The following is a 19,396-nucleotide window of genomic DNA, read 5'->3' as shown; positions in this document are numbered from 1 at the left end:
TAATTTGGTGAGTGCAATGCGCTCTAACTATTACAATATTCCGCTGTGGCAGAAGTGACCATAAGAATATTTGGGAATAAGGAGAAGGATAAAATGAATCCATTAATTCAAGAATTAACACAAGAACAATTACGTACGGATATTCCTGCGTTCCGCCCTGGTGACACTGTTCGTGTTCATGCGAAAGTAGTCGAAGGTACTCGTGAACGTATCCAGTTATTCGAAGGTGTTGTAATTAAACGCCGTGGTGCTGGAATCAGCGAAACTTACACAGTACGTAAAGTTTCAAATGGTGTTGGTGTGGAACGTACATTCCCATTACACACACCACGTGTTGCTCAAATTGAAGTGGTTCGCTACGGTAAAGTACGTCGTGCAAAACTTTACTACTTACGCGCATTACACGGAAAAGCAGCTCGTATCAAAGAAATCCGTCGTTAATCTTTACTATTCGACAAACGAATACCCTCTTGCTGAGCAAGAGGGTGTTTTTGTGTGTAATTAAGTGGGAAATTAGCATTGACTAAGACCAGAAATGCTTTCTTTAGTTGTTCCTAGTTACTCTAATATAACACACCAAATTGATAACCATTTGATTGATAAAACTTTATTAATTGAGGCAATGCTTGTTTCGTTAATTCTTTATCTACTGAATCATGCATTAAGACTACTCTAACGTTATAATCTGGATAGACCTCAAGTGAATTTTGATGGAAAGTTAGCATTTCTGCGACTGTAGTAGGCTGTTTGTCTAACGGCTCCGCATCACCAACCATTGCATTCCAGTCAATCCAATGAATGCCGAGTTGTTTTAATAATTCATCAGATTTTTCTGTACCTCTCCATGACATATGACCTCCTGGGTATCGCCAGAGAGTTGTTTGAAATGTTTCCCCCAATATTTTTTTAATAGAGCTCTGCATGGTCGCTATTTCCGCTTGTATTTCTTCAGTGTTGACAATCCCATTTGGATATAACGTTGCATAATCATGAGTTAAACTATGAAAACCTATTGCATTTCCTTCTGCGACTATACGTTTCACTATGTTTTGGGTTCCAGAAGTTAGGGTATTTCCTACAAGAAAAAAAGTTGCATGGACTTTATACTTTTTTAACGTATCTAGGACCTGGGGTGTTATTTGATTATTAACGCCATCATCAAAGGTTAAGAATACTAATTTTTCACCTTTGTAAGGTTCTTCTCCAGTTATATATTTTCTGATTTTGTCTGCTGAGTAAGCATATTTTTTTGATGAAATACTCATATGTGTTGATTCCTTTTCTAGCTTGGTCGGGGAATCTTTTTTTGCAGTTGATTTTTTGGTCGATGTTTGTGCAGTAGCATCATTTTGACTTGTTATCTTGGGCTGAGTTAATAGGAACGTTTGAACGAAAACAAGAACAATGAGAATTAACACACTAAATAATACATAGCCGTTTATTTTGAATTTTCTTTTCTGATGTCGCATACTTTCACTCCTCTTTGGTTAATGAAAAAAGTTAAAAATACACCTCCACGTTATACAAAATTGAACGTCCTATTAGTTATAGACGAATTTGAGGACCGAAAAGTTTCATTTTTTTCAATTTAGTTAGTTGTTTATTTAATAAAAGATAAAAGGTTGCTAGGGGATGAAAGGAATATAATTTATTTATCTAGAAGAGCAGCTGAACCGAATGTATAAAGAAAAATATGCTCTAGGAAATTCGATTAATTTTAATGGTGTCCAGACGCCTGAAGGTTTAATAGGAGGAGGTTGGGACAGAAGTGTTTAACTCCGAGAACCAAGTAGGGACTGTTCAACACTACCAAAAGCTCAAATACATCGAGTAATCGCAGGAGCACTTGGAAGGATTAAGATACGCCGAACACTTATGTGAGAAAGTCAATTTCGGCTTATTGTTTTCTCGCCAAAGGCTCGTCACAGTTTTATCCTTGTAAGTTCCGAAGGACCTTCACCAAGTAGGTACGATGATTTCATCTGTTCATGCTTCACAGTGAAACATCGCAACTCTTAGAGCTGTAGCTCTTTTGAAGCCTGGACTGTGACGAGACGTATGTCGAGAAAACACCTTAGATGTTGTTGAGATTGAAGCAACGCGTAGTGTTGCTTCTGTTCCCGCCGTTTATCAGTTTTTGAGCGTGGGACAAAAATCCAAAGTGATTTTTGTCCCACGCTCAACGCTTAATCGACTCATTGCACAGGAAGAAGTGTAGATGTTTAAGTAAAAAAACTAGCACAATGATCTATGTGTGAACAAACGAATTAAAATAACCAGGATCGACCAATAAATTGATTTTGTCATGTATAAAACGACAAGAACAGTTTGGCGGTTGATTCTTTGTTTTTTGTCAATGAAGAGACAATAGACCTCATAATTCGTTAGCGGTAGATGAATAGTCCAAAGTCATCTTTCTTAATTCTTTGTTATTTTATGTTTTTGTTTGCAGGAAACTACTGAAATCGCTATACTAAATTTATGTGAATATACTAACAGACAATCAATTTTTTATCTCTTTTATTGGTGTATAAATTGATTGAACATTATAATCATTTGTCTTTTGTTGTGTAATTTTATATCTTCTTGAGAAAGGGATGAGTGAACAAATGGCTATTTATATATTAGAAGACCAAATTATTCAAGCAAAAGCGTTAGAAGCATTGGTAACAAATATCCTACATTCAAGAAATATTTATAATGAAACAATCCATTTATTTTCACGGTCAGATGAATTATTACGAACAGCACGCGAGGATGCCCAATTAAATATCTTTTTCCTAGACATTCAAATGAATAATCATATCCAGGCAGGCTTTGAGGTTGCTAAAGAAATCAGAAAAACAGACAGCGAAAGTCTGATTGTTTTTATTTCTACGCACACAGAATTAGTTTTAACTTCCTATAAATATATGGTTTCAGCTCTTCAATTTATTCAAAAGAACGTGGATTTTCTAGATTTCCAAAAAGAGGTTGAAACGTGTGTCGACGCATATATTCAACAAAAAGAAAATATAAAGACAAAAAGTGAATATATTATCATTAACTTAAAAGCGTCCTCTATAAAAATGGATATTAATGATATTTATTTCTTTCAAACGGAATACGATCATCGTGTGTCAATGGTTGGTAAAAATTTTAAAAGAGAATTTTATGGAACGTTATCAAAAATTGAACAACTGCATCCAGATTTGATTAGAGTCCATCAATCAATCATCATCAATAAAAAATATGCGGCAAAATTAAATTATAAAACGCATCTTTTAACTATGAGAGACGGAACGGAAGTACCAGTCTCAAGAAGATATTATACTCAGGTCAAGGGGCTATTTCTTACTTAGGGAGGAATAATGACTAATTAAGGAATTATCTATCTATTAGTCGCTATATTCGTTATAATTTAGTGCAATACTTGAAGAGGAGGGCGATATGCTAATCGATTGGATTCTAAAAAATATTATGGATATGGATAAGGAAGATCAATCAGGAAAAACACAATGGACAAAGTATTACCTGACCGTTTATTTTTCTGGCTTGTTTAATTTTCTGATGATTCTGATTTTATCGGTTTTATTTGGGACGTTAAGCGAAACCTTTATTGTATACGTCGTACTGATTTTTTTACGGCCTGTCGCAGGTGGCTGGCATGCGAAAACCAAATGGCTCTGTCGTCTAGAAAGCATTGTTATCTATGTTGCCATACCATTTGTATTGAAAAATTTTTCTGTGAGCTTACCGTTTATTTATAAAATTTTATTGATTTGCCTCTTAGTCGTATTATTTTATTGGTATGCGCCACAAGGAACAGCGATCGAACCTGTTCAGCAATCTGATTTAAAAGTGCTCAAAAAACAAAGCCTTATAAGGGTGTGTTTACTTATTTTATGTAGTCTGTTTGTCAAAGAAAAGGTTGCTTCAGTAATACTCTACGGTCTCGTCATCCAAGGTCTGATGATACTACCTGTAACAAAAAATTTAATTGAAGGAAGTGTTTTTATGAAATTTGGTAAAAAAATAATTAAAAATGTTATTGAAAAAAGAGTAGAAAAAGTTAGTGATGGTGTGGGAACTAAACCTAGATTAAATCAAAATTCGCCAAATATATTTGGACAATGGATGGGACAAACTGAAAAACCTAAAAAGAATATTGAAAAATGATTTTATCGTTATTAGCTACTAACATTTTGTTTGTATCCAGCTTTATCGTTTTTGTCTTTTTACGAGTAACATTGATCAAGATTGAATGTAAAATACCGTTACTTTCATTGCTTATTGTCATTAATCTTTGTTCGTTTGCGGCATTAATGTTGGGCTACTCTTGGTTGATTTATGCGCTGACAGTCGTTGTTTTTACAGGATTTTTACTTATTCACAAAAAGAGGTTTTCAATTTTTAAAGCGATATTTTTATCCGTTTTTACATTGCTTATGGTTTCATTTATCAATTACACGGAGCAAACGACTTTAAGTGTTGTTTTTCAACAGATTTATCAAAATAAATTATTATGGATTGCCTCAAATGTTATTCTGTTGCTTATAAATATCTGGATTGCTTTAAAAATTCCCAATAGTGTTTTTTTAAGATTAAATCGTGTGTTAGAAAATAGCCGAATTTTTTTTGGTTGTTTACTTTTATTGTTGATTCTGTTGTTACTTTTTGTGTTTTTGATTTCGCCAGAGATTTCACCTGACTTTATGCGAGGATTTGTCACGGTAAATAGTTCTAAATTGGAGTTATTAATAAGTGTAGGTTTATTTTTAATTCTGATTGGCTTAGTCATTGAAGCTTATTTGGAAGAACAACGTATCAACACTCAATTATTGAATAATTTAACGATTTATACTGAAAAAATAGAATCCATTAACGAAGAGCTAGCGATGTTTCGTCATGATTATAAAAATTTATTGTATAGTTTACAAATTGCTATTTCATACGAAGATATTCTGGAAATCAAAAGAATTTATGAAGAAACAATTGCACCAACCAAAAAAATTATTGATAACGAAGAGTTTGAACTTATGAAGTTAAATCGTTTGAAAAATATGGAACTTAAGGCGCTCATAAGTATGAAAATTAATACCGCAAAGCAAGCAAAACTAAAAGTGATTGTTGATGTGCCAGAAGTATTTATTCTTGATGCATCAATCGACTTAGTGGTTGTGATTCGTTTGTTGGCTATTCTATTAGATAACGCGATTGAAAATAGTGTAAAATCAGAATTGAAAATGTTCGCAATCTCGATTTTTAATAAAAATGAAACGCAAGAGTTTGTGATAACAAATAGTGTTCAAGCCGAATTTGATTTTAGGGTTATGAAGAAAACCAAATTTAGTTCTAAAAGTAACCCTGAAGAGCATGGTTGGGGATTGTTATATGTAAAAGAAATTGTTGATTTTTCGAATCAATTTGATTTACAAACTTCCTTCAATGAAGGATCGGTCACTCAACATTTAATTATTGAAAAAAATCATAACAGTAAAAAAGTTGTTAACGAATGAATTTGTTAACAACTTTTTTGCTATGGTATTAAGATATGAAGGACAATCCAGGGAAAAATGTCGGCTGATTAAGGAATTTAGATAGTGCCAGTTAGGTAATTGTCTATAATGAAAATAGCAACAAAATATTTACGCAGGGAAAGGGGCGGTCGTTTAACGGGAAAGATTAGGGAAGATAAAGCAATACTTTTGTTGGGAAAAGAAATAAAAGGAAACTGGGGAAGGAGTTAATCGTTTGATGAAGGGAAATAAAATTTTATATATTTTAGGTACAGGCATCTTTGTTGGAAGTTCATGTCTATTTTCTTCACTTTTTGTAGCAGCAGAAGAACAAGTTTATTCAGAAAGTGAAGTTTCAACAGTTTTATCGAAGTTGGAAAAGGAGGCAATTTCTGAGGCAGCTGCTGAACAATATACGGTTGTAGATCGAAAAGAAGATGCGTGGGGTATGAAGCATCTTAAGTTAGAAAAGCAAACGGAAGGCGTTACTGTTGATTCAGATAATGTGATTATTCATTTAGATAAAAATGGTGCAGTAACAAGTGTTACAGGAAATCCAGTTGATCAAGTAGTGAAAATTCAATCGGTTGATGCAATCGGTGAAGAAGGAGTTAAAAAAATTATTGCTTCTGATAATCCGGAAAATAAAGATCTTGTCTTTTTAGCTATTGACAAACGTGTAAATAATGAAGGGCAATTATTTTATAAAGTCAGAGTAACTTCTTCACCAACTGGTGACCCCGTATCATTGGTTTATAAAGTGAATGCTACAGATGGAACAATTATAGAAAAACAAGATTTAACGGAGCATGTTGGTAGTGAAGTAACGTTAAAAAACTCTTTTCAAGTAGCGTTTAATGTACCAGTTGAAAAAAACAACGCGGGAATTGCTTTACACGGGACGGATAACACAGGTGTTTACCATGCAGTAGTTGATGGCAAAAATAATTACACTATCATTCAAGCACCATCACTAGCAGCATTAAATCAGAATGCTGTCGATGCCTATACACATGGAAAATTTGTGAAAACATATTATGAAGACCATTTCCAACGACACAGTATTGATGATCGAGGGATGCCCATCTTGTCAGTTGTTGATGAACAACATCCAGATGCTTATGATAATGCTTTTTGGGATGGAAAAGCAATGCGTTATGGTGAAACAAGTACACTAACAGGAAAAACGTATGCTTCATCTTTAGATGTAGTTGGCCATGAAATGACACATGGTGTGACAGAACATACTGCAGGTTTAGAATATTTAGGACAATCAGGTGCGTTGAATGAATCTTATTCTGATTTAATGGGTTATATTATTTCTGGTGCGTCTAATCCAGAAATTGGCGCAGACACTCAGAGTGTAGATCGAAAAACAGGCATTCGAAATTTACAAACGCCAAGCAAACACGGACAACCAGAAACCATGGCTCAATACGACGATCGAGCACAGTATAAAGGAACGCCTTATTATGATCAAGGCGGTGTTCATTATAATAGTGGAATTATTAACCGGATTGGTTACACTATTATCCAGAACTTAGGCATTGAAAAAGCGCAGACTATTTTCTATAGCTCGTTAGTAAATTATTTAACACCTAAAGCACAATTCAGTGATGCTCGTGATGCGATGCTTGCTGCTGCAAAAGTTCAATATGGCGATGAAGCAGCTTCAGTGGTGTCAGCAGCATTTAACTCTGCTGGAATCGGAGCTAAAGAGGATATTCAGGTAAACCAACCAAGTGAATCTGTTCTTGTCAATGAATGAAAAAACTTCCCCAATTAAATAAAAATGGATAAGGAGTGGCATAATTTTATGAAAAAGTTCTCCATACGAAAAATTAGTTCTGGTTTTTTGTTTCTGATTTTAGTAAGTTTGATAGCCGGTTTTAGCCTGTCTGCAAATGCAGAAGAGTATATCGTTCCTGCCGAAAGTCATTTACGACAAAAAAGATCGTTACTGGACCCTGAAGACAGAAGACAAGAAGTAGCAGATACAACCGAAGCGCCTTTCGCGTCAATCGGAAGAATCATTTCCCCGGCCAGTAAACCAGGCTATATTTCTTTAGGAACAGGATTTGTGGTTGGAACCAATACAATTGTCACCAATAATCATGTGGCTGAAAGTTTTAAGAATGCCAAAGTATTAAATCCAAGTGCCAAAGATGATGCTTGGTTTTATCCAGGGCGAGATGGCAGTGCGACACCATTTGGTAAATTCAAAGTGATTGATGTAGCTTTTTCCCCGAACGCGGATATTGCCGTAGTAACTGTTGGTAAACAAAATGATCGTCCGGATGCCCCAGAGTTGGGAGAAATTTTAACGCCATTTGTTTTGAAAAAGTTTGAATCTTCAGATACCCATGTAACAATATCAGGCTATCCAGGTGAGAAAAACCACACGCAATGGTCTCATGAAAATGATTTGTTTACATCTAACTTTACAGACTTAGAAAATCCATTACTATTTTATGATATCGATACAACAGGCGGTCAATCTGGTTCACCAATCTATAATGCTCAGTTTGAAGTAGTTGGTGTTCATTCCAATGGTGGCATTAAGCAAACAGGAAACCATGGTCAAAGACTAAATGAAGTGAATTATAACTTTATTGTCAATCGAGTGAATGAAGAAGAAAATAAACGCTTATCCGCTGTGCCAGCAGCGTAAAGAACCATAAAAATACTCGAAATTTCCCGTAATTCTGGAAATTTTGAGTATTTTTGTTTTTTAAGATAGTGTAAGTTACGATAAAAGTGCCTTGTAATTATCGGTTAAAAGCATATAATAGTGCTGAAAAGAAGGTAAATAATCCGATTAAGTTAGTATTTCTAAACCATCATAACTAGTAATGATTTCATGCTTTTGAGATAAAGCCGCCATCTCCGCATAAGACAAGCCGCCATTGTGAGAAAAATGGTTGGCAACGTAAATCGTTTTATCTGTGACGAGTTTCCTTTCTTTTAATTCTGTAATTAATTTTAAATTTTCTTCCCAGTTCATATGGCTATTGCCAGTTTCGTTTATTTGACTAGTACAATCTAAAGAAACAACACTAAGAAGTAAATGGCTCTTTTCAAGATATTCAAACATTTCTGACGTAAAGTAACCTGTATCATGAGTGGATAAAAAGGCATCTTTACCATCATCAATAACGAAAATAAAACAATCTTCGCTGAAATTTCCATGTTGTGCAGGAAGGGGATAAATCGTATAGTTCGCAATAGTAAAACACTTGTAGGGCTGAATAACCTGATATTGTAATCGGGTATCGTCTTGACGACCTTCTAAATCAAAGGCGCGCTGATAAAATGTCTTAACTGCTTTATTCCCGTAAACAGTTAAACAATTGGGCACATCTAATGCATAACCAGACATTCGATAAGCCAAATCCTCGCCGTAAAAATGATCGGAATGCCAATGAGAGATTAGCAAAGAGTCAAAGTCTGCAAAACACAAGCCGTACTGCAACAGATGCAAATAAGAATCTCCTGGAAAATCAATCAGCAGGACATCATCAATAATTAATTGAGTTTGTGTACGAATTTCTCGTCCTTTTTTCTCTCGAGCATACTTACATAATTTACAATTACAAAAAATTCCTGGAATCCGTTCTGCTGCACCCGTACCTAAATAGTTGATTTTCATTGGGAGTACCTAACCTTTCTTTGACATTCTTGATACTTAGTAAATAACGCTGAATCTTAAAGCAAAAGGGGATGGAAGCGGAAACATTTTCTGTATTTATCTTACCTTTTTTAGAGAAGAATTGAAATGGCATTTCTTAAGTTAATTTGCGTAAAATAGAAAAAGTTTTACTGAAGGCACTTCCATATCTATCTAACATTAGTTATAGAAGAATAACAAGATGGACATAGCTTATTAGTACAAAAGTAACTACGCTATTGATAAAGAGTGAGGCGTGTTTTGAACAGGTTGTGTGGGCATATGAATTTGAATAAAAGGGATGACAAAAGATGACCATTGAAAAATTAGAATACTTTTATACTATTGCAAAATATAATAGTATTTCCAAAGCAGCCTCTGAACTCCATGTTAGTAAATCAACCTTAAGCGCATCATTAAGAGATTTGGAAAGTGAATTGGGCCATTTACTTTTTGACCGTAACGGTAATTCTTTGACGTTAAATTCTTATGGTGATAAAATCGTCCAATCTGTCTATATCATTTTAAACGAGGCTAAGAAAATGAAACTTAATCTGCACGAAATGATTGAGAATCCAGTGATGCGTTTAGGTTTTGGAAATACGTCCCTAATGTATAAAGTGACAGAAAATGAGAGTCAACTGAATCGTTTTTGGGAATGTTATCATGGTTCATCGTTTGAGTTATTGAATAAATTGGAGAATCATGAGTTAGATTTTGTGATTACTTCTGCAGACGTGAATAGTCCAGTTTTAAAGAAAGAACAATTAATTGAACTAAAAATGTATCTTTGTGTTTCAAGAGAAATTAAACAAGAAATTGAGGAAGAAGACTTCACTTGTTTGACTAACTATCCATTTCTATTTTTGCCTCATCACTTAGATCACTTAGAAGCTACCAAGAATGTGCTAGAAATGTTGCAATTAACAAGTCCGCTTGTTTGTTGCTACGATACGTTGATGCTTACTCGTCTCATTGAAAAAAGTAAAGGAGTTTATGCGGTGATCTCTCTTCGGAAAGAACAACTGCAGGAAATTGATTCTAAACTCTTCTTTTTACCGATTGAACGAAAACAAAAATTTTATTTATACCGAAATGTTTCCAGTTCGGTTTTTGTCCAACCTAATCAAGTCAAGGCAACTTTACAAAAGTTGCTAGAGACTTAGCCATTAAAATTACTTCGGAATAGTTACCAAAAATAGCTTTATTCGCTTAGATTTACTTCTGATGCGGATAAGGCTATTTTTGGTGTTCATTGTTTAAAAGAGGTGGTAAATCATGGGACTGTTCGATATTTCTGAACGGAATGTTCAATAATTTAATAACTTAAGAATCAATAAATCGTATCTATTACGGTTCAATTTAAGTGGGTTCTGGTGTATAGTTTGGCTATCTAAAGATTTACTTTTTTAGAATAAAATAACTAAATAGCAAGTTATATAAAGAATTGTTGATATGTGAGTACTTGCGATAACCGTGTCGCTAGAAGTTTAGGTGTCATTGTTGTATTTCCTGTTTTATGTAGTTGCTAGAAAGGCCTGTTTTTATGATCGATAGAAAAAAAGTTATTTTGTACACTTGTTGCATGAGTTTGTTTATAGTAACCATGGATGTTACGGTTGTCAACGTTGCCTTACCGTCCATTCAGAGTGAATTTCACACGAATTTGTCTACATTACAGTGGGTAACAGATGGGTACACTTTAATGGTGGCATCCTTGTTATTGTTGTCTGGATCTACAGCGGATCGAATTGGTCGTAAACGAGTCCTTCAGTTGGGCTTAGCCTGTTTTGGTTTAGCATCTTTCCTATGTGGGATTTCACAAACGCCTGGACAATTGATTGCGTTTCGCATGTTGCAAGGGATTGGTGGTTCCATGTTAAATCCGGTAGCAATGTCTATTATTACACAGGTATTTACCGAAAAGTTAGAACGAGCTAAAGCAATCGGCTTGTGGGGCTCTGTTACAGGGATTTCCTTAGGAATGGGCCCGATTATTGGCGGACTGATTGTTTCTTATTTTAGCTGGCGGTATGTCTTTTTTGTAAATGTACCGATCATTGCAGCGGCAATCATCCTTACAAAAAAGTTTGTACCTGAGTCAAGAGTAGAGAAAACGGCGAAAAATGATTTTGTTGGCCAAGCATTGATGATTCTTTTTCTATTTAGTTCTATCTATTCCATTATCGGACTACCTAGAAAAGGTTTTTTCTCGCCAGATATTTTAAGTACTGGGATAATCGGCTGCTTAGCTATTGTTATTTTCTTTATTTATGAATATAACATTGACAATCCGTTAATCAACCCGCGCTTCTTTTTATCTATTCCATTTACATCGGCTTCTTTTTTAGCTATTTTTGGTTTTATCATATATAACGGCTATTTATTTTTAAACACGCTATATTTGCAAGAGATGAGAGGCTTCAGCCCGTTGGCAGCTGGCTTATCAACCATTCCTTTGGCTTTTGTTAGTTTTATTGTTGCCCCGAGAGCCGGAGAAATGGTAGGGAAAATAGGAACAAAACGTCCTATTATTCTTTGTGGTATTTCAATGTTGGCTGTTAGCTTTTTACAATTATTTGTGACTAAAACGACGCCTATGATTATTTTGTTTGTTATTTATATCTTTTTAGGTATTGGATTTGGGATGCTAAACGCACCGATTACCATTACAGCGATTGAAGGAATGCCACTTTCTCAGTCAGGAACGGCAGCCGCAATTGCGGTGACATGTAAGCAAATTGGCAATTCTTTAGGGGTCGCGCTACCAAGTCTTTTAATTACAAAGCCTATTACTAGTTCACTTACTCGAACGCCTTTTACAAACGTATGGCTTTTATTTGCATGCTGTGCCATTGCGATTATCTTTTTAAGTTATTTATCCAATTCTGCGCTAGCGAAAAAGTCTTTGCGCAAAGTTAAGTTTTATTTTTAACAAATCAAGATTTTTTTGAAGGGAAAGGAAGACAAACTTAGATGAAAAAAATAAATAACCGATTAGGACTCTTTCTATTTTTTGTTTTACTCTTTTGGGCAAAAACGATTCTGGCGTATTATCTAGATTTCTCATTGGGCGTTAAGGGCAGTCTCCAGCGAGAAATTTTGTGGTTCAATCCAGTTGCTACTACGTTGTTATTATTTGGCTTTAGTTTGTATTTTAAAAAGCATAAAACGTTTATGCTTAGCTTAACTCTTTTAAATGTTTTAAATACATTAATTTTATATTTGAATATTATTTTTTATCGTGAATTCACTGACTTTATTACCATCCAATCTGTTTTTGGTTTTTCAAAAGTTTCAGAAGGGATTTCTGTTGATTTACTTGCCTTAATGAGGGTCCACGATGTCTTTTATTGGCTAGATACTTTAGTGCTGCTTGTTTTGGTATTTTACTCTTTTAAACAGCGACGGAATCATCAAGTCTTTATGACCAAACCTATCAATAGAAGACTGGCGATCTCAATTAGTTGTTTAAGCGTCTTGCTCTTTTCGGTTAACTTATTTTTAAGCGAAACCGATCGTCCTCAATTGCTTCAAAGAATTTTTGATCGTAATTATATTGTAAAATATCTTGGTTTGGATGCATTCACAGCCATCGATGGTGTCAAAACAGCCATGTCAAATGAGGTAAGAGCAGAAGCTAGTTCAAACGAATTACCTGAAATCATGAAATTTACCAAGCAGAATAACTTACCGCTTAATCCGCAGTATGCCGGGATTGCTAAAGGAAAAAATGTATTTGTGATTCATTTAGAAAGTTTTCAACAATTTTTGATTAATATGAAAGTCCAAGGCCAAGAGGTTACACCGTTTTTAAATCAGCTCTATCAAAACAAAGCGACAATCAGTTTTGATAATTTCTTTCATGAAGTCGGGCAAGGAAAAACGAGTGATGCGGAGAACATGTTAGAAACAGGAACATTCGGGTTACCGCAAGGCTCTCTTTTTACACAATTAGGATCAGACAATACTTTCGAAGCGGCTCCCGCTGTTTTAGGACAAAAAGGCTATACAACCGCTGTTTTCCATGGAAATGTGGGGAGTTTTTGGAATCGAGACCATGTGTATAAAAACTTAGGTTATCAATACTTTTTTGATCGGTCATATTTTTCAAAAGATGACAAAATGCTAGGTTACGGTATTTTAGATAAACAATTGTTGCGGGAATCAGCTAGTGAGCTTGAGCATTTACAGCAGCCATTCTATGCGAAGTTTTTAACTGTGACCAATCATACCCCTTATTATACGGATGATCAAAACTTTCCGTTTCCTAAATTGAACACAGGCAATTCGATTGTGGATGATTATGTTCGAACAGCGCACTATTTGGATCAATCGCTAGAACAATTTTTCCATTACTTGCAAACAACTAGTTTATATAATCATTCTATTTTTGTTATTTATGGTGACCACTTTGGTATTTCAGACGCGAACAACAAGGACTTATGTAAAGCCTTCAACCGCGATCCAAAGACGTGGACAAACTATGACAATGCGCAATTGCAAAGAGTGCCCTTAATGTTTTACATGCCCGGCTATACGCAAGGGAAAATCATGCACGAATATGGTGGAGAAATTGACGTTTTACCGACACTGTACCATCTTTTAGGCATCGATGATAAAAATTATATCCATTTTGGCACGGACCTTTTATCCCCTCAATATAAACAAGTGGTTCCTTTTAGAAATGGCGATTTTGTAACGCCTCAATTTTCTTATCTAGGTGGGGAGATCTACAACAATCAAGGGAAAAAATTAGACCAAGTTCCAGCAGATTTACAAGCAGAAGTCACGAAAGATAACGATTGGGTGAAAAAATCGTTAAGTTTATCTGACAAATTAAATCAGGAAAACCTTTTACGTTTTTATAAACCACAAGGATTCCAAGAAGTGCAACCAAAGGACTACAACTATGATGTGGCTTTTGAAAAAAATAAAGTCTTAGAAGTAGAAAAACAAAAAAATGCACAATCGACTAGCTTGTTTAGTCAAAATGGCAATCAAACGACAGTTCAAAATTATCCGACTACGCCATAGATTATTTAAGAAGGATAACTTTTGTAAGGGGAAGAGAATCTTGTATGAAGTAAAGGACAAAAATCATTTTAGATTTTTGTCCTTTAGTTTTTATAATAGTTTTTTAGAGATAGTAGTAAATACTGTAAAAGTCAAAAAATGAATATATCAATAGATAGTTTTAATATACTCAAAGTATTGTTGATACTTGCGAGAAAAATTATCCATCTCTAATAAATGAAAAATTTGAAACGCCTCACTCACTTTTTTGGTACCCGCAAGTTGTGCTCCTTTGGCATAGCAAAGCAACCCCTCTAAGAATAAAGCCATTGTTTTTCCGAATAAATCTCGAATTTCTAACGTTTCTCGAAACTGTTTCATATAACTTAGCCCTTCGTTAAGATACTTGTTGTTTACACAGAGAAGGATGGTATTGATGAGTATTTTGCTATAAGGAGAATTGTAGCCATCAGAAGCAGAATAAAGATTTCTTTTTTTGAGCAATCGATTGACAATAATTAACAAAGTTTCGATAGGAATTTCGTCCATAATCGTAATGAACATTGTGACTTCCCTACTTGTCCAATTTTCTAAGTTCATCAAGTTTTGAACAATATTGGTTATATTTTCGGCAACGACATTGCCGCCCAAGCGATAAATAAACAGGTTAATTAATTGAATCGTAATTTCTTCTTCGTGTGGCAGTTTTCCAGTTAAAATCGCTGTTTTATAGTCCTCAAGACCTTTCATATTTCCTGCATGATAAAGTTCGGTAATCTCAAACCAAGTCTGATCTTTTAAAGCTTTCTGATAGCCATTGTGAATATACATAAATTCTTCTAATCGAACATTCAAATTTTTTATGATCTCCATAAATATATCAATGGTAGGGATACTAATGTTTCGTTCAATTCGGCTGTAATAGCTCAGTGTCACAACCCCTTGGCAAACATCTTTTTGAGTTAACCCTTTGTCTTTTCGAATTTTTCTGATTGTTTGACCATACACGTCAGTTTACCTCCTTGGTCTCTGAAAATTTCTTTCTGTTTCCCTATTATACCATCATAGAAAGGTCTTGCTCTTATGAAAATGACTTATAGTACATCTTTTTTTTTAAAGAAAAACATCTTGTGTTATGCTCCAATTCAGACTAATTATCATTTAGATAGTTAAGTTCATTTTTTGAAAATTTTAAAAAGGATGGGATAGGATGAAAAAAAGTATTTTATCGACAATAGCGGTACTGGGATTGACTTTGGGAGGTGGAGCAATCAATTCGTATGCTGCCGAAGCGAACCCAACAGCTGAATTGACAAGTGAAGCATCTTTGACAATTCAACCAGGAATCTTAAGTTTAGACGCAGTTTCTAACTTTAATTTTGGAGAGTTAACGATTCAAGATGTTGCGGAATCTGATCAAACATTGACTGGAACACCAGAGATAACAAAAGTATCTGATTATCGAGGGCCAAACGAATCTGGTTGGATGTTGTCATTAAAACTCTCAGATATTAAAAATGAAAATAACGTAAAATTACAATCTGCGAAATTAAATTTAGCAACCACACGCGCAAAAGGCGATGCGACGGTTACTGCTACGACAACGATTGATGCTGGCACAACTGAGCCGACACTTGTTGCTAGTGCAAGTGGAACAACAGGATTGGCAGCGAATGAATTTGATTTATCAAACACGACGTTAACTTTTCCAAAACAAAATATTAATAGTGGCCGCTACAGAGGAACGGTTACTTGGGTGTTAACAAACGCTTATACTCCTGAATGAAGCAACATGAACAAAAAATTTAGTAATTTGTTTGTTAGTTAAATGGCTCAACAATAAAGTTGAAATTTTGACTGTTAGGAGGAGAGAGCATGGCTGTCAAATGTAACACCACTTTTTTGTTATTTTTTTTCACATTATGCAGCATATTTTTTGGTATAAACAGTAAAGTACTGTCTGCAGAGGCGGAAACGACCACTTTTACTGTGACACCCGAGTATCCTGAAAATCAAGTGTCAGAAGCTACATATTTTGATTTATATCTTCAGGAAAATAAACAAACGTTGACTCTTTTAGTTACAAATACATCTGAACAAACATTGCAAGTAAAAGCGAGTGCTTTAAACAGTTATACAACATCTACGGGCATAATTGCGTATCAAAGCCGTGAAACTGCAGAAATGTATCAAGGGCAGTCATTTACTCAATTTGTTGAACCAAAACAACAAATTATAAGGATGCAGCCTTCTGAAAGTAAAAAAGTTTCGTTTCAATTAGATAGTCAACGATACAAAATTACTGGTGAGATGCTAGGTGCTTTTGCTTTTGAAACAATTACTTCCCCAAACCAAGAAAAAGCAATGCATTCAATGATTCAAGCAAAATATCTAACCCAAATTGGTGTACGGTTACGCAGTGAATTAGGATCACTACCATTACCTAATTTACTTTTTGACAAAACTGAGCCTGTCATTAAAAATGATGCTGTAGCCATCAAAAGTACCTTGATAAACAACCAGCCTACCGCGCTTGGTAAGGTAAACGTTGAGACAACTGTCTATGATAAAACAAATAAAAAAATAATTGGTGCAAAAAAAGCAGACAACTATCAAATTGCTCCTAACTCCTTAATGCCAATTTTAACAGAGTTAAAGGAAGAAACTTTAAAATCTGGAACATATAATGTTCATATCGCAATTCATTCCTCAAAAGGCAACTGGGTGTTCGATGACTCGTTAACTGTTTCTGCTGCTCAAGCGAAAGCAATTAATCAAAAAACAGTCTTTTTTGCGAAACAGAAAGATGAAGCTATTATATTTTCAATTTTAGTTGGCATGCTAATTGTGTTTTTACTAGCCATTCTGGGCTTGCTTTGGAAATATTACCAATTAAAAAATAAAAGGAGGGTGAATTAAGAATGAAGCCCAGCAAATTAAGCGTTTTGTTTTTTTTGCTTTCCTGTTTACCACTTTTCTTTGGTGGTCTATTTTTCTTCCCCAGTGAAGGGTTAGCGGCAATCATTGAACCAGAATTTGAGACATTACCAATCGATCAAACGATGATTTCGACGGTAGGAAAAGCGGGAAGTCCAAGTGGATCTGAAAATCACCGCTATGTTCAGATTAATGATACAACACCGAGTTCTAGTGGGGCAGTTTGGTTTAATAATCCAGTGAGTTTCACAAATGATTTTAAAATTGAGATGGCTTTTTATATTGAAAATGTAGCAAATGATAGTGATGGATTAACGTTTGTTATGCAAAGTAATGGTCCGACAGCAATAGCCGCAGAAACTGGTCCAACGATTGGGGTATGGGCAAACACAGGAGATTCTACACCGCTAAGTAAAGGGGCAATTCCTAACAGTGTGGCGATTGAATTTGACACCTTCTATAACAATAATAGTAATCTTATTGCAAATGATGGCATGATGGATCGTGATACAAGTTCCAAAGGCCATCATATTGCCTGGGCTTATCCGGGGGCAGAAACTTCCTATACAAAAGATGGTATTTTTAAGATTGACAAAGTCCTTCATCACCGAAATGAAAAAGGAGTGGCAGATTTATCTGATAGTAAGTGGCATAAATTTGTCGTGGAATTTAAACGAGAAGCGGGAACATTTACCTATTCTGTTCCTGATTATGCCTTAAATATTACGATTCCTGTGGATACGGAGTTTAAAAATAACTTAGGCTTAAATGAAAATAAACGTGTTTATTTTGGGTTTACTGGAGCAAATGGGGGCTATGCACAAGCAAAAGCTATTTCATTTACAAATGTGGAAGGGCTGGTAGATTTGCAATTACGTACGGGTGTCGTACAATCAGCGGATAACCAATTGCTAGCAGATACTGGGATTCCTCAAAATGAAGTTCATTCGGTCGACAGAAGTCAAGAAATCACGTATATGACAGCGATTGATTATTTACAAACAAGTGATTTACTTCGTCTACAAGCTGGGACGAGGATTCAAATGACACTCCCTGATAACTTTGAAGTGCTAGAGAATAAGGTTTACTTCGGGAGTGCTCAAGAAATAGGCACAGGCGCTCAACCAACGGGGGGACAAGCACTTGCTTTTACAAGAGAAAAAGACAAAATAGTTATTACATTACCGGCACTTGAAAGAGGCACGTTGTATGGTCTTTATTTCAAAGTGAAAAACAAGTTCGTTCAAATAAATAGCCGGCTGGATTTAACTATTCCTGTTTCTAGTACTTTTTCCGGGAATGCTTTTTCTAAACCAGTGACTACCGGTGATCCCGCTGTCCATTATTACAAGCTAACAGGGAAATGGATGCCGACAATTACAACTGGTCATTCTTCTGCAACGGAGGCAGCTCAGTCTCCTCAAATTGTACGACAAAAACGAAAGGCCTATCTGCCTGTTCAAATTGAAGATGAAAATTCCACTTCAACTAAACTGTTTATGAGTCCTATCGTTTCAGAAGAAGAATTAGCTACGACTACCTTTTCTGAAAAAGCACATCTTTCGAGAGAAAATTTAACGGAGAACTTTGAAACAACTATTGAATACGAGACTTCACAGCTTCAACCCGAAAAAATGTATTACGTAGGTATGTATACAGTAGATGCTGAAGGAAATCAATCAGAAACCAAAATTCAAGCCATTGATTTCAAAGGAATTGTAGAATTAGCAACAGTTCCTACAGCTTTTGTTGGCAACACTTTGACAATCAACGAATTAGTTCAAACGAAGCGTGAAGATGGCTATTTTTATATGAAAATAGAAAATTTACAGGAGAACGATTTGCTGACGATTACAAATACAAGCAGTCATTCTTGGGAATTAAGTGGACAACTAGCAACTATCGTTGAACAAATAGAAAACTGGGGACAAGACGTGTCACTTTGTTTTTTTGAAAAGAATACTCAAACATTACTTTTTCAATTAACCAAAGATGAACAGTTAATTCTAAAGCAAGAAGTAGAAGGTAAGGATATAACTAAAAGTTTAAATGATTATGATCTCTATTTTCGTTTTAAAGCTGATCCTTTAAAAGTTATACCGGGACGGTATTCAGGAAATGTTAGATGGCGGTTATCAGAAGTTAAGCCTTAAAAATTAGAATATTTTTAAAGATCATTGAATAAAAAAACTGACTACTTAACTGAGTAGTCAGTTTTTTATTGGTAATACTATTTTAAAAAATATTAAAATAAATAAGGGGATTTCGAATGGTTGTT

Annotated in this window: 15 protein-coding genes; 12 read left to right on the top strand and 3 right to left on the bottom strand. The window is 35.0% G+C overall.

Annotated elements, in window-relative coordinates; translation table 11 throughout:
- Positions 1 to 93: 93 nt before the first annotated feature.
- Positions 94 to 441 carry a 50S ribosomal protein L19 gene (gene rplS / locus IGI87_RS08405; RefSeq protein ID WP_002357176.1) on the top strand — a complete coding sequence of 116 codons (348 nt, stop codon included), beginning with the start codon at positions 94 to 96 and terminating at the stop codon, positions 439 to 441.
- Positions 442 to 563: 122 nt separating this feature from the next.
- Here the strand turns inward: rplS and IGI87_RS08400 are convergent, their stop codons facing one another.
- Positions 564 to 1,469, bottom strand: a complete 906-nt coding sequence (locus IGI87_RS08400) for a polysaccharide deacetylase family protein (protein WP_438736651.1) — start codon at positions 1,467 to 1,469, stop codon at positions 564 to 566.
- Between the two features lie 1,140 nt (positions 1,470 to 2,609).
- Between IGI87_RS08400 and fsrA the strand changes: the two genes are divergently transcribed.
- The 5 genes from fsrA (at position 2,610) to sprE (ending at position 8,169) form a co-directional block, all read left to right on the top strand.
- Entirely contained in the window at positions 2,610 to 3,341 is a 732-nt protein-coding gene (gene fsrA / locus IGI87_RS08395; protein WP_104854072.1) for a response regulator transcription factor FsrA, read from the top strand.
- An 88-nt stretch (positions 3,342 to 3,429) separates the two neighbouring features.
- Positions 3,430 to 4,158 (top strand): quorum-sensing system protein FsrB, encoded by a 729-nt coding sequence (gene fsrB / locus IGI87_RS08390; RefSeq protein ID WP_113794213.1) that lies wholly within the window; start codon positions 3,430 to 3,432, stop codon positions 4,156 to 4,158.
- Positions 4,155 to 5,498: a sensor histidine kinase FsrC gene (gene fsrC / locus IGI87_RS08385; RefSeq protein ID WP_438736649.1), complete on the top strand. Its 1,344-nt coding sequence runs from the start codon at positions 4,155 to 4,157 to the stop codon at positions 5,496 to 5,498. The genes fsrB and fsrC overlap by 4 nt, the downstream gene beginning before the upstream one ends.
- Before the next feature lie 235 nt (positions 5,499 to 5,733).
- Positions 5,734 to 7,266, top strand: a complete 1,533-nt coding sequence (gene gelE, locus IGI87_RS08380; protein WP_104854069.1) for a gelatinase GelE — start codon at positions 5,734 to 5,736, stop codon at positions 7,264 to 7,266.
- Between the two features lie 48 nt (positions 7,267 to 7,314).
- Positions 7,315 to 8,169 (top strand): serine proteinase SprE, encoded by an 855-nt coding sequence (sprE, locus tag IGI87_RS08375; RefSeq protein ID WP_104854068.1) that lies wholly within the window; start codon positions 7,315 to 7,317, stop codon positions 8,167 to 8,169.
- A gap of 147 nt (positions 8,170 to 8,316) precedes the next feature.
- Here the strand turns inward: sprE and IGI87_RS08370 are convergent, their stop codons facing one another.
- Positions 8,317 to 9,147 carry an MBL fold metallo-hydrolase gene (locus tag IGI87_RS08370; RefSeq protein WP_104854067.1) on the bottom strand — a complete coding sequence of 277 codons (831 nt, stop codon included), beginning with the start codon at positions 9,145 to 9,147 and terminating at the stop codon, positions 8,317 to 8,319.
- A gap of 329 nt (positions 9,148 to 9,476) precedes the next feature.
- Between IGI87_RS08370 and IGI87_RS08365 the strand changes: the two genes are divergently transcribed.
- From IGI87_RS08365 to IGI87_RS08355, 3 genes are all read left to right on the top strand, one after another.
- Complete coding sequence (locus IGI87_RS08365; protein ID WP_104854066.1) at positions 9,477 to 10,331, top strand: LysR family transcriptional regulator; 855 nt, start codon at positions 9,477 to 9,479, stop codon at positions 10,329 to 10,331.
- A gap of 380 nt (positions 10,332 to 10,711) precedes the next feature.
- On the top strand, positions 10,712 to 12,100 hold the full coding sequence (locus IGI87_RS08360) for an MFS transporter (protein WP_438736647.1): 1,389 nt from the start codon (positions 10,712 to 10,714) through the stop codon (positions 12,098 to 12,100).
- Between the two features lie 41 nt (positions 12,101 to 12,141).
- Positions 12,142 to 14,202, top strand: coding sequence for an LTA synthase family protein (locus IGI87_RS08355; RefSeq protein ID WP_438736645.1), 2,061 nt, complete (start codon positions 12,142 to 12,144; stop codon positions 14,200 to 14,202).
- A 147-nt stretch (positions 14,203 to 14,349) separates the two neighbouring features.
- On the opposite strand, the gene IGI87_RS08350 is transcribed toward IGI87_RS08355, so the two are convergent.
- Complete coding sequence (locus IGI87_RS08350; protein ID WP_104854058.1) at positions 14,350 to 15,189, bottom strand: helix-turn-helix domain-containing protein; 840 nt, start codon at positions 15,187 to 15,189, stop codon at positions 14,350 to 14,352.
- Between the two features lie 202 nt (positions 15,190 to 15,391).
- Here IGI87_RS08350 and IGI87_RS08345 point away from each other — a divergent pair, with 202 nt between their 5' ends.
- From IGI87_RS08345 to IGI87_RS08335, 3 genes are all read left to right on the top strand, one after another.
- Positions 15,392 to 15,967 carry a WxL domain-containing protein gene (locus IGI87_RS08345; protein WP_438736643.1) on the top strand — a complete coding sequence of 192 codons (576 nt, stop codon included), beginning with the start codon at positions 15,392 to 15,394 and terminating at the stop codon, positions 15,965 to 15,967.
- Positions 15,968 to 16,056: 89 nt separating this feature from the next.
- Positions 16,057 to 17,100 (top strand): WxL protein host-binding domain-containing protein, encoded by a 1,044-nt coding sequence (locus tag IGI87_RS08340; protein WP_438736641.1) that lies wholly within the window; start codon positions 16,057 to 16,059, stop codon positions 17,098 to 17,100.
- 2 nt (positions 17,101 to 17,102) lie between these two features.
- Entirely contained in the window at positions 17,103 to 19,271 is a 2,169-nt protein-coding gene (locus IGI87_RS08335) for an L-type lectin-domain containing protein (RefSeq protein ID WP_438736639.1), read from the top strand.
- Positions 19,272 to 19,396 lie beyond the last annotated feature (125 nt).

The organism is Enterococcus sp. DIV1444a (assembly GCF_051712125.1).
GTDB lineage: Bacteria > Bacillota > Bacilli > Lactobacillales > Enterococcaceae > Enterococcus > Enterococcus faecalis.
The sequence above is the reverse complement of the archived record's forward strand: the minus strand, read 5'-3'. Positions and strand labels throughout refer to the sequence as shown.

Bases quoted from the DNA above. Each gene is read 5' to 3' on its own strand.
- rplS (WP_002357176.1), top strand. From the start codon at position 94: ATGAATCCATTAATTCAAGAATTAACACAAGAACAATTACGTACGGAT.
- IGI87_RS08400 (WP_438736651.1), bottom strand. From the start codon at position 1,469: ATGCGACATCAGAAAAGAAAATTCAAAATAAACGGCTATGTATTATTT.
- fsrA (WP_104854072.1), top strand. From the start codon at position 2,610: ATGGCTATTTATATATTAGAAGACCAAATTATTCAAGCAAAAGCGTTA.
- fsrB (WP_113794213.1), top strand. From the start codon at position 3,430: ATGCTAATCGATTGGATTCTAAAAAATATTATGGATATGGATAAGGAA.
- fsrC (WP_438736649.1), top strand. From the start codon at position 4,155: ATGATTTTATCGTTATTAGCTACTAACATTTTGTTTGTATCCAGCTTT.
- sprE (WP_104854068.1), top strand. From the start codon at position 7,315: ATGAAAAAGTTCTCCATACGAAAAATTAGTTCTGGTTTTTTGTTTCTG.
- IGI87_RS08370 (WP_104854067.1), bottom strand. From the start codon at position 9,147: ATGAAAATCAACTATTTAGGTACGGGTGCAGCAGAACGGATTCCAGGA.
- IGI87_RS08365 (WP_104854066.1), top strand. From the start codon at position 9,477: ATGACCATTGAAAAATTAGAATACTTTTATACTATTGCAAAATATAAT.
- IGI87_RS08360 (WP_438736647.1), top strand. From the start codon at position 10,712: ATGATCGATAGAAAAAAAGTTATTTTGTACACTTGTTGCATGAGTTTG.
- IGI87_RS08355 (WP_438736645.1), top strand. From the start codon at position 12,142: ATGAAAAAAATAAATAACCGATTAGGACTCTTTCTATTTTTTGTTTTA.
- IGI87_RS08345 (WP_438736643.1), top strand. From the start codon at position 15,392: ATGAAAAAAAGTATTTTATCGACAATAGCGGTACTGGGATTGACTTTG.
- IGI87_RS08340 (WP_438736641.1), top strand. From the start codon at position 16,057: ATGGCTGTCAAATGTAACACCACTTTTTTGTTATTTTTTTTCACATTA.
- IGI87_RS08335 (WP_438736639.1), top strand. From the start codon at position 17,103: ATGAAGCCCAGCAAATTAAGCGTTTTGTTTTTTTTGCTTTCCTGTTTA.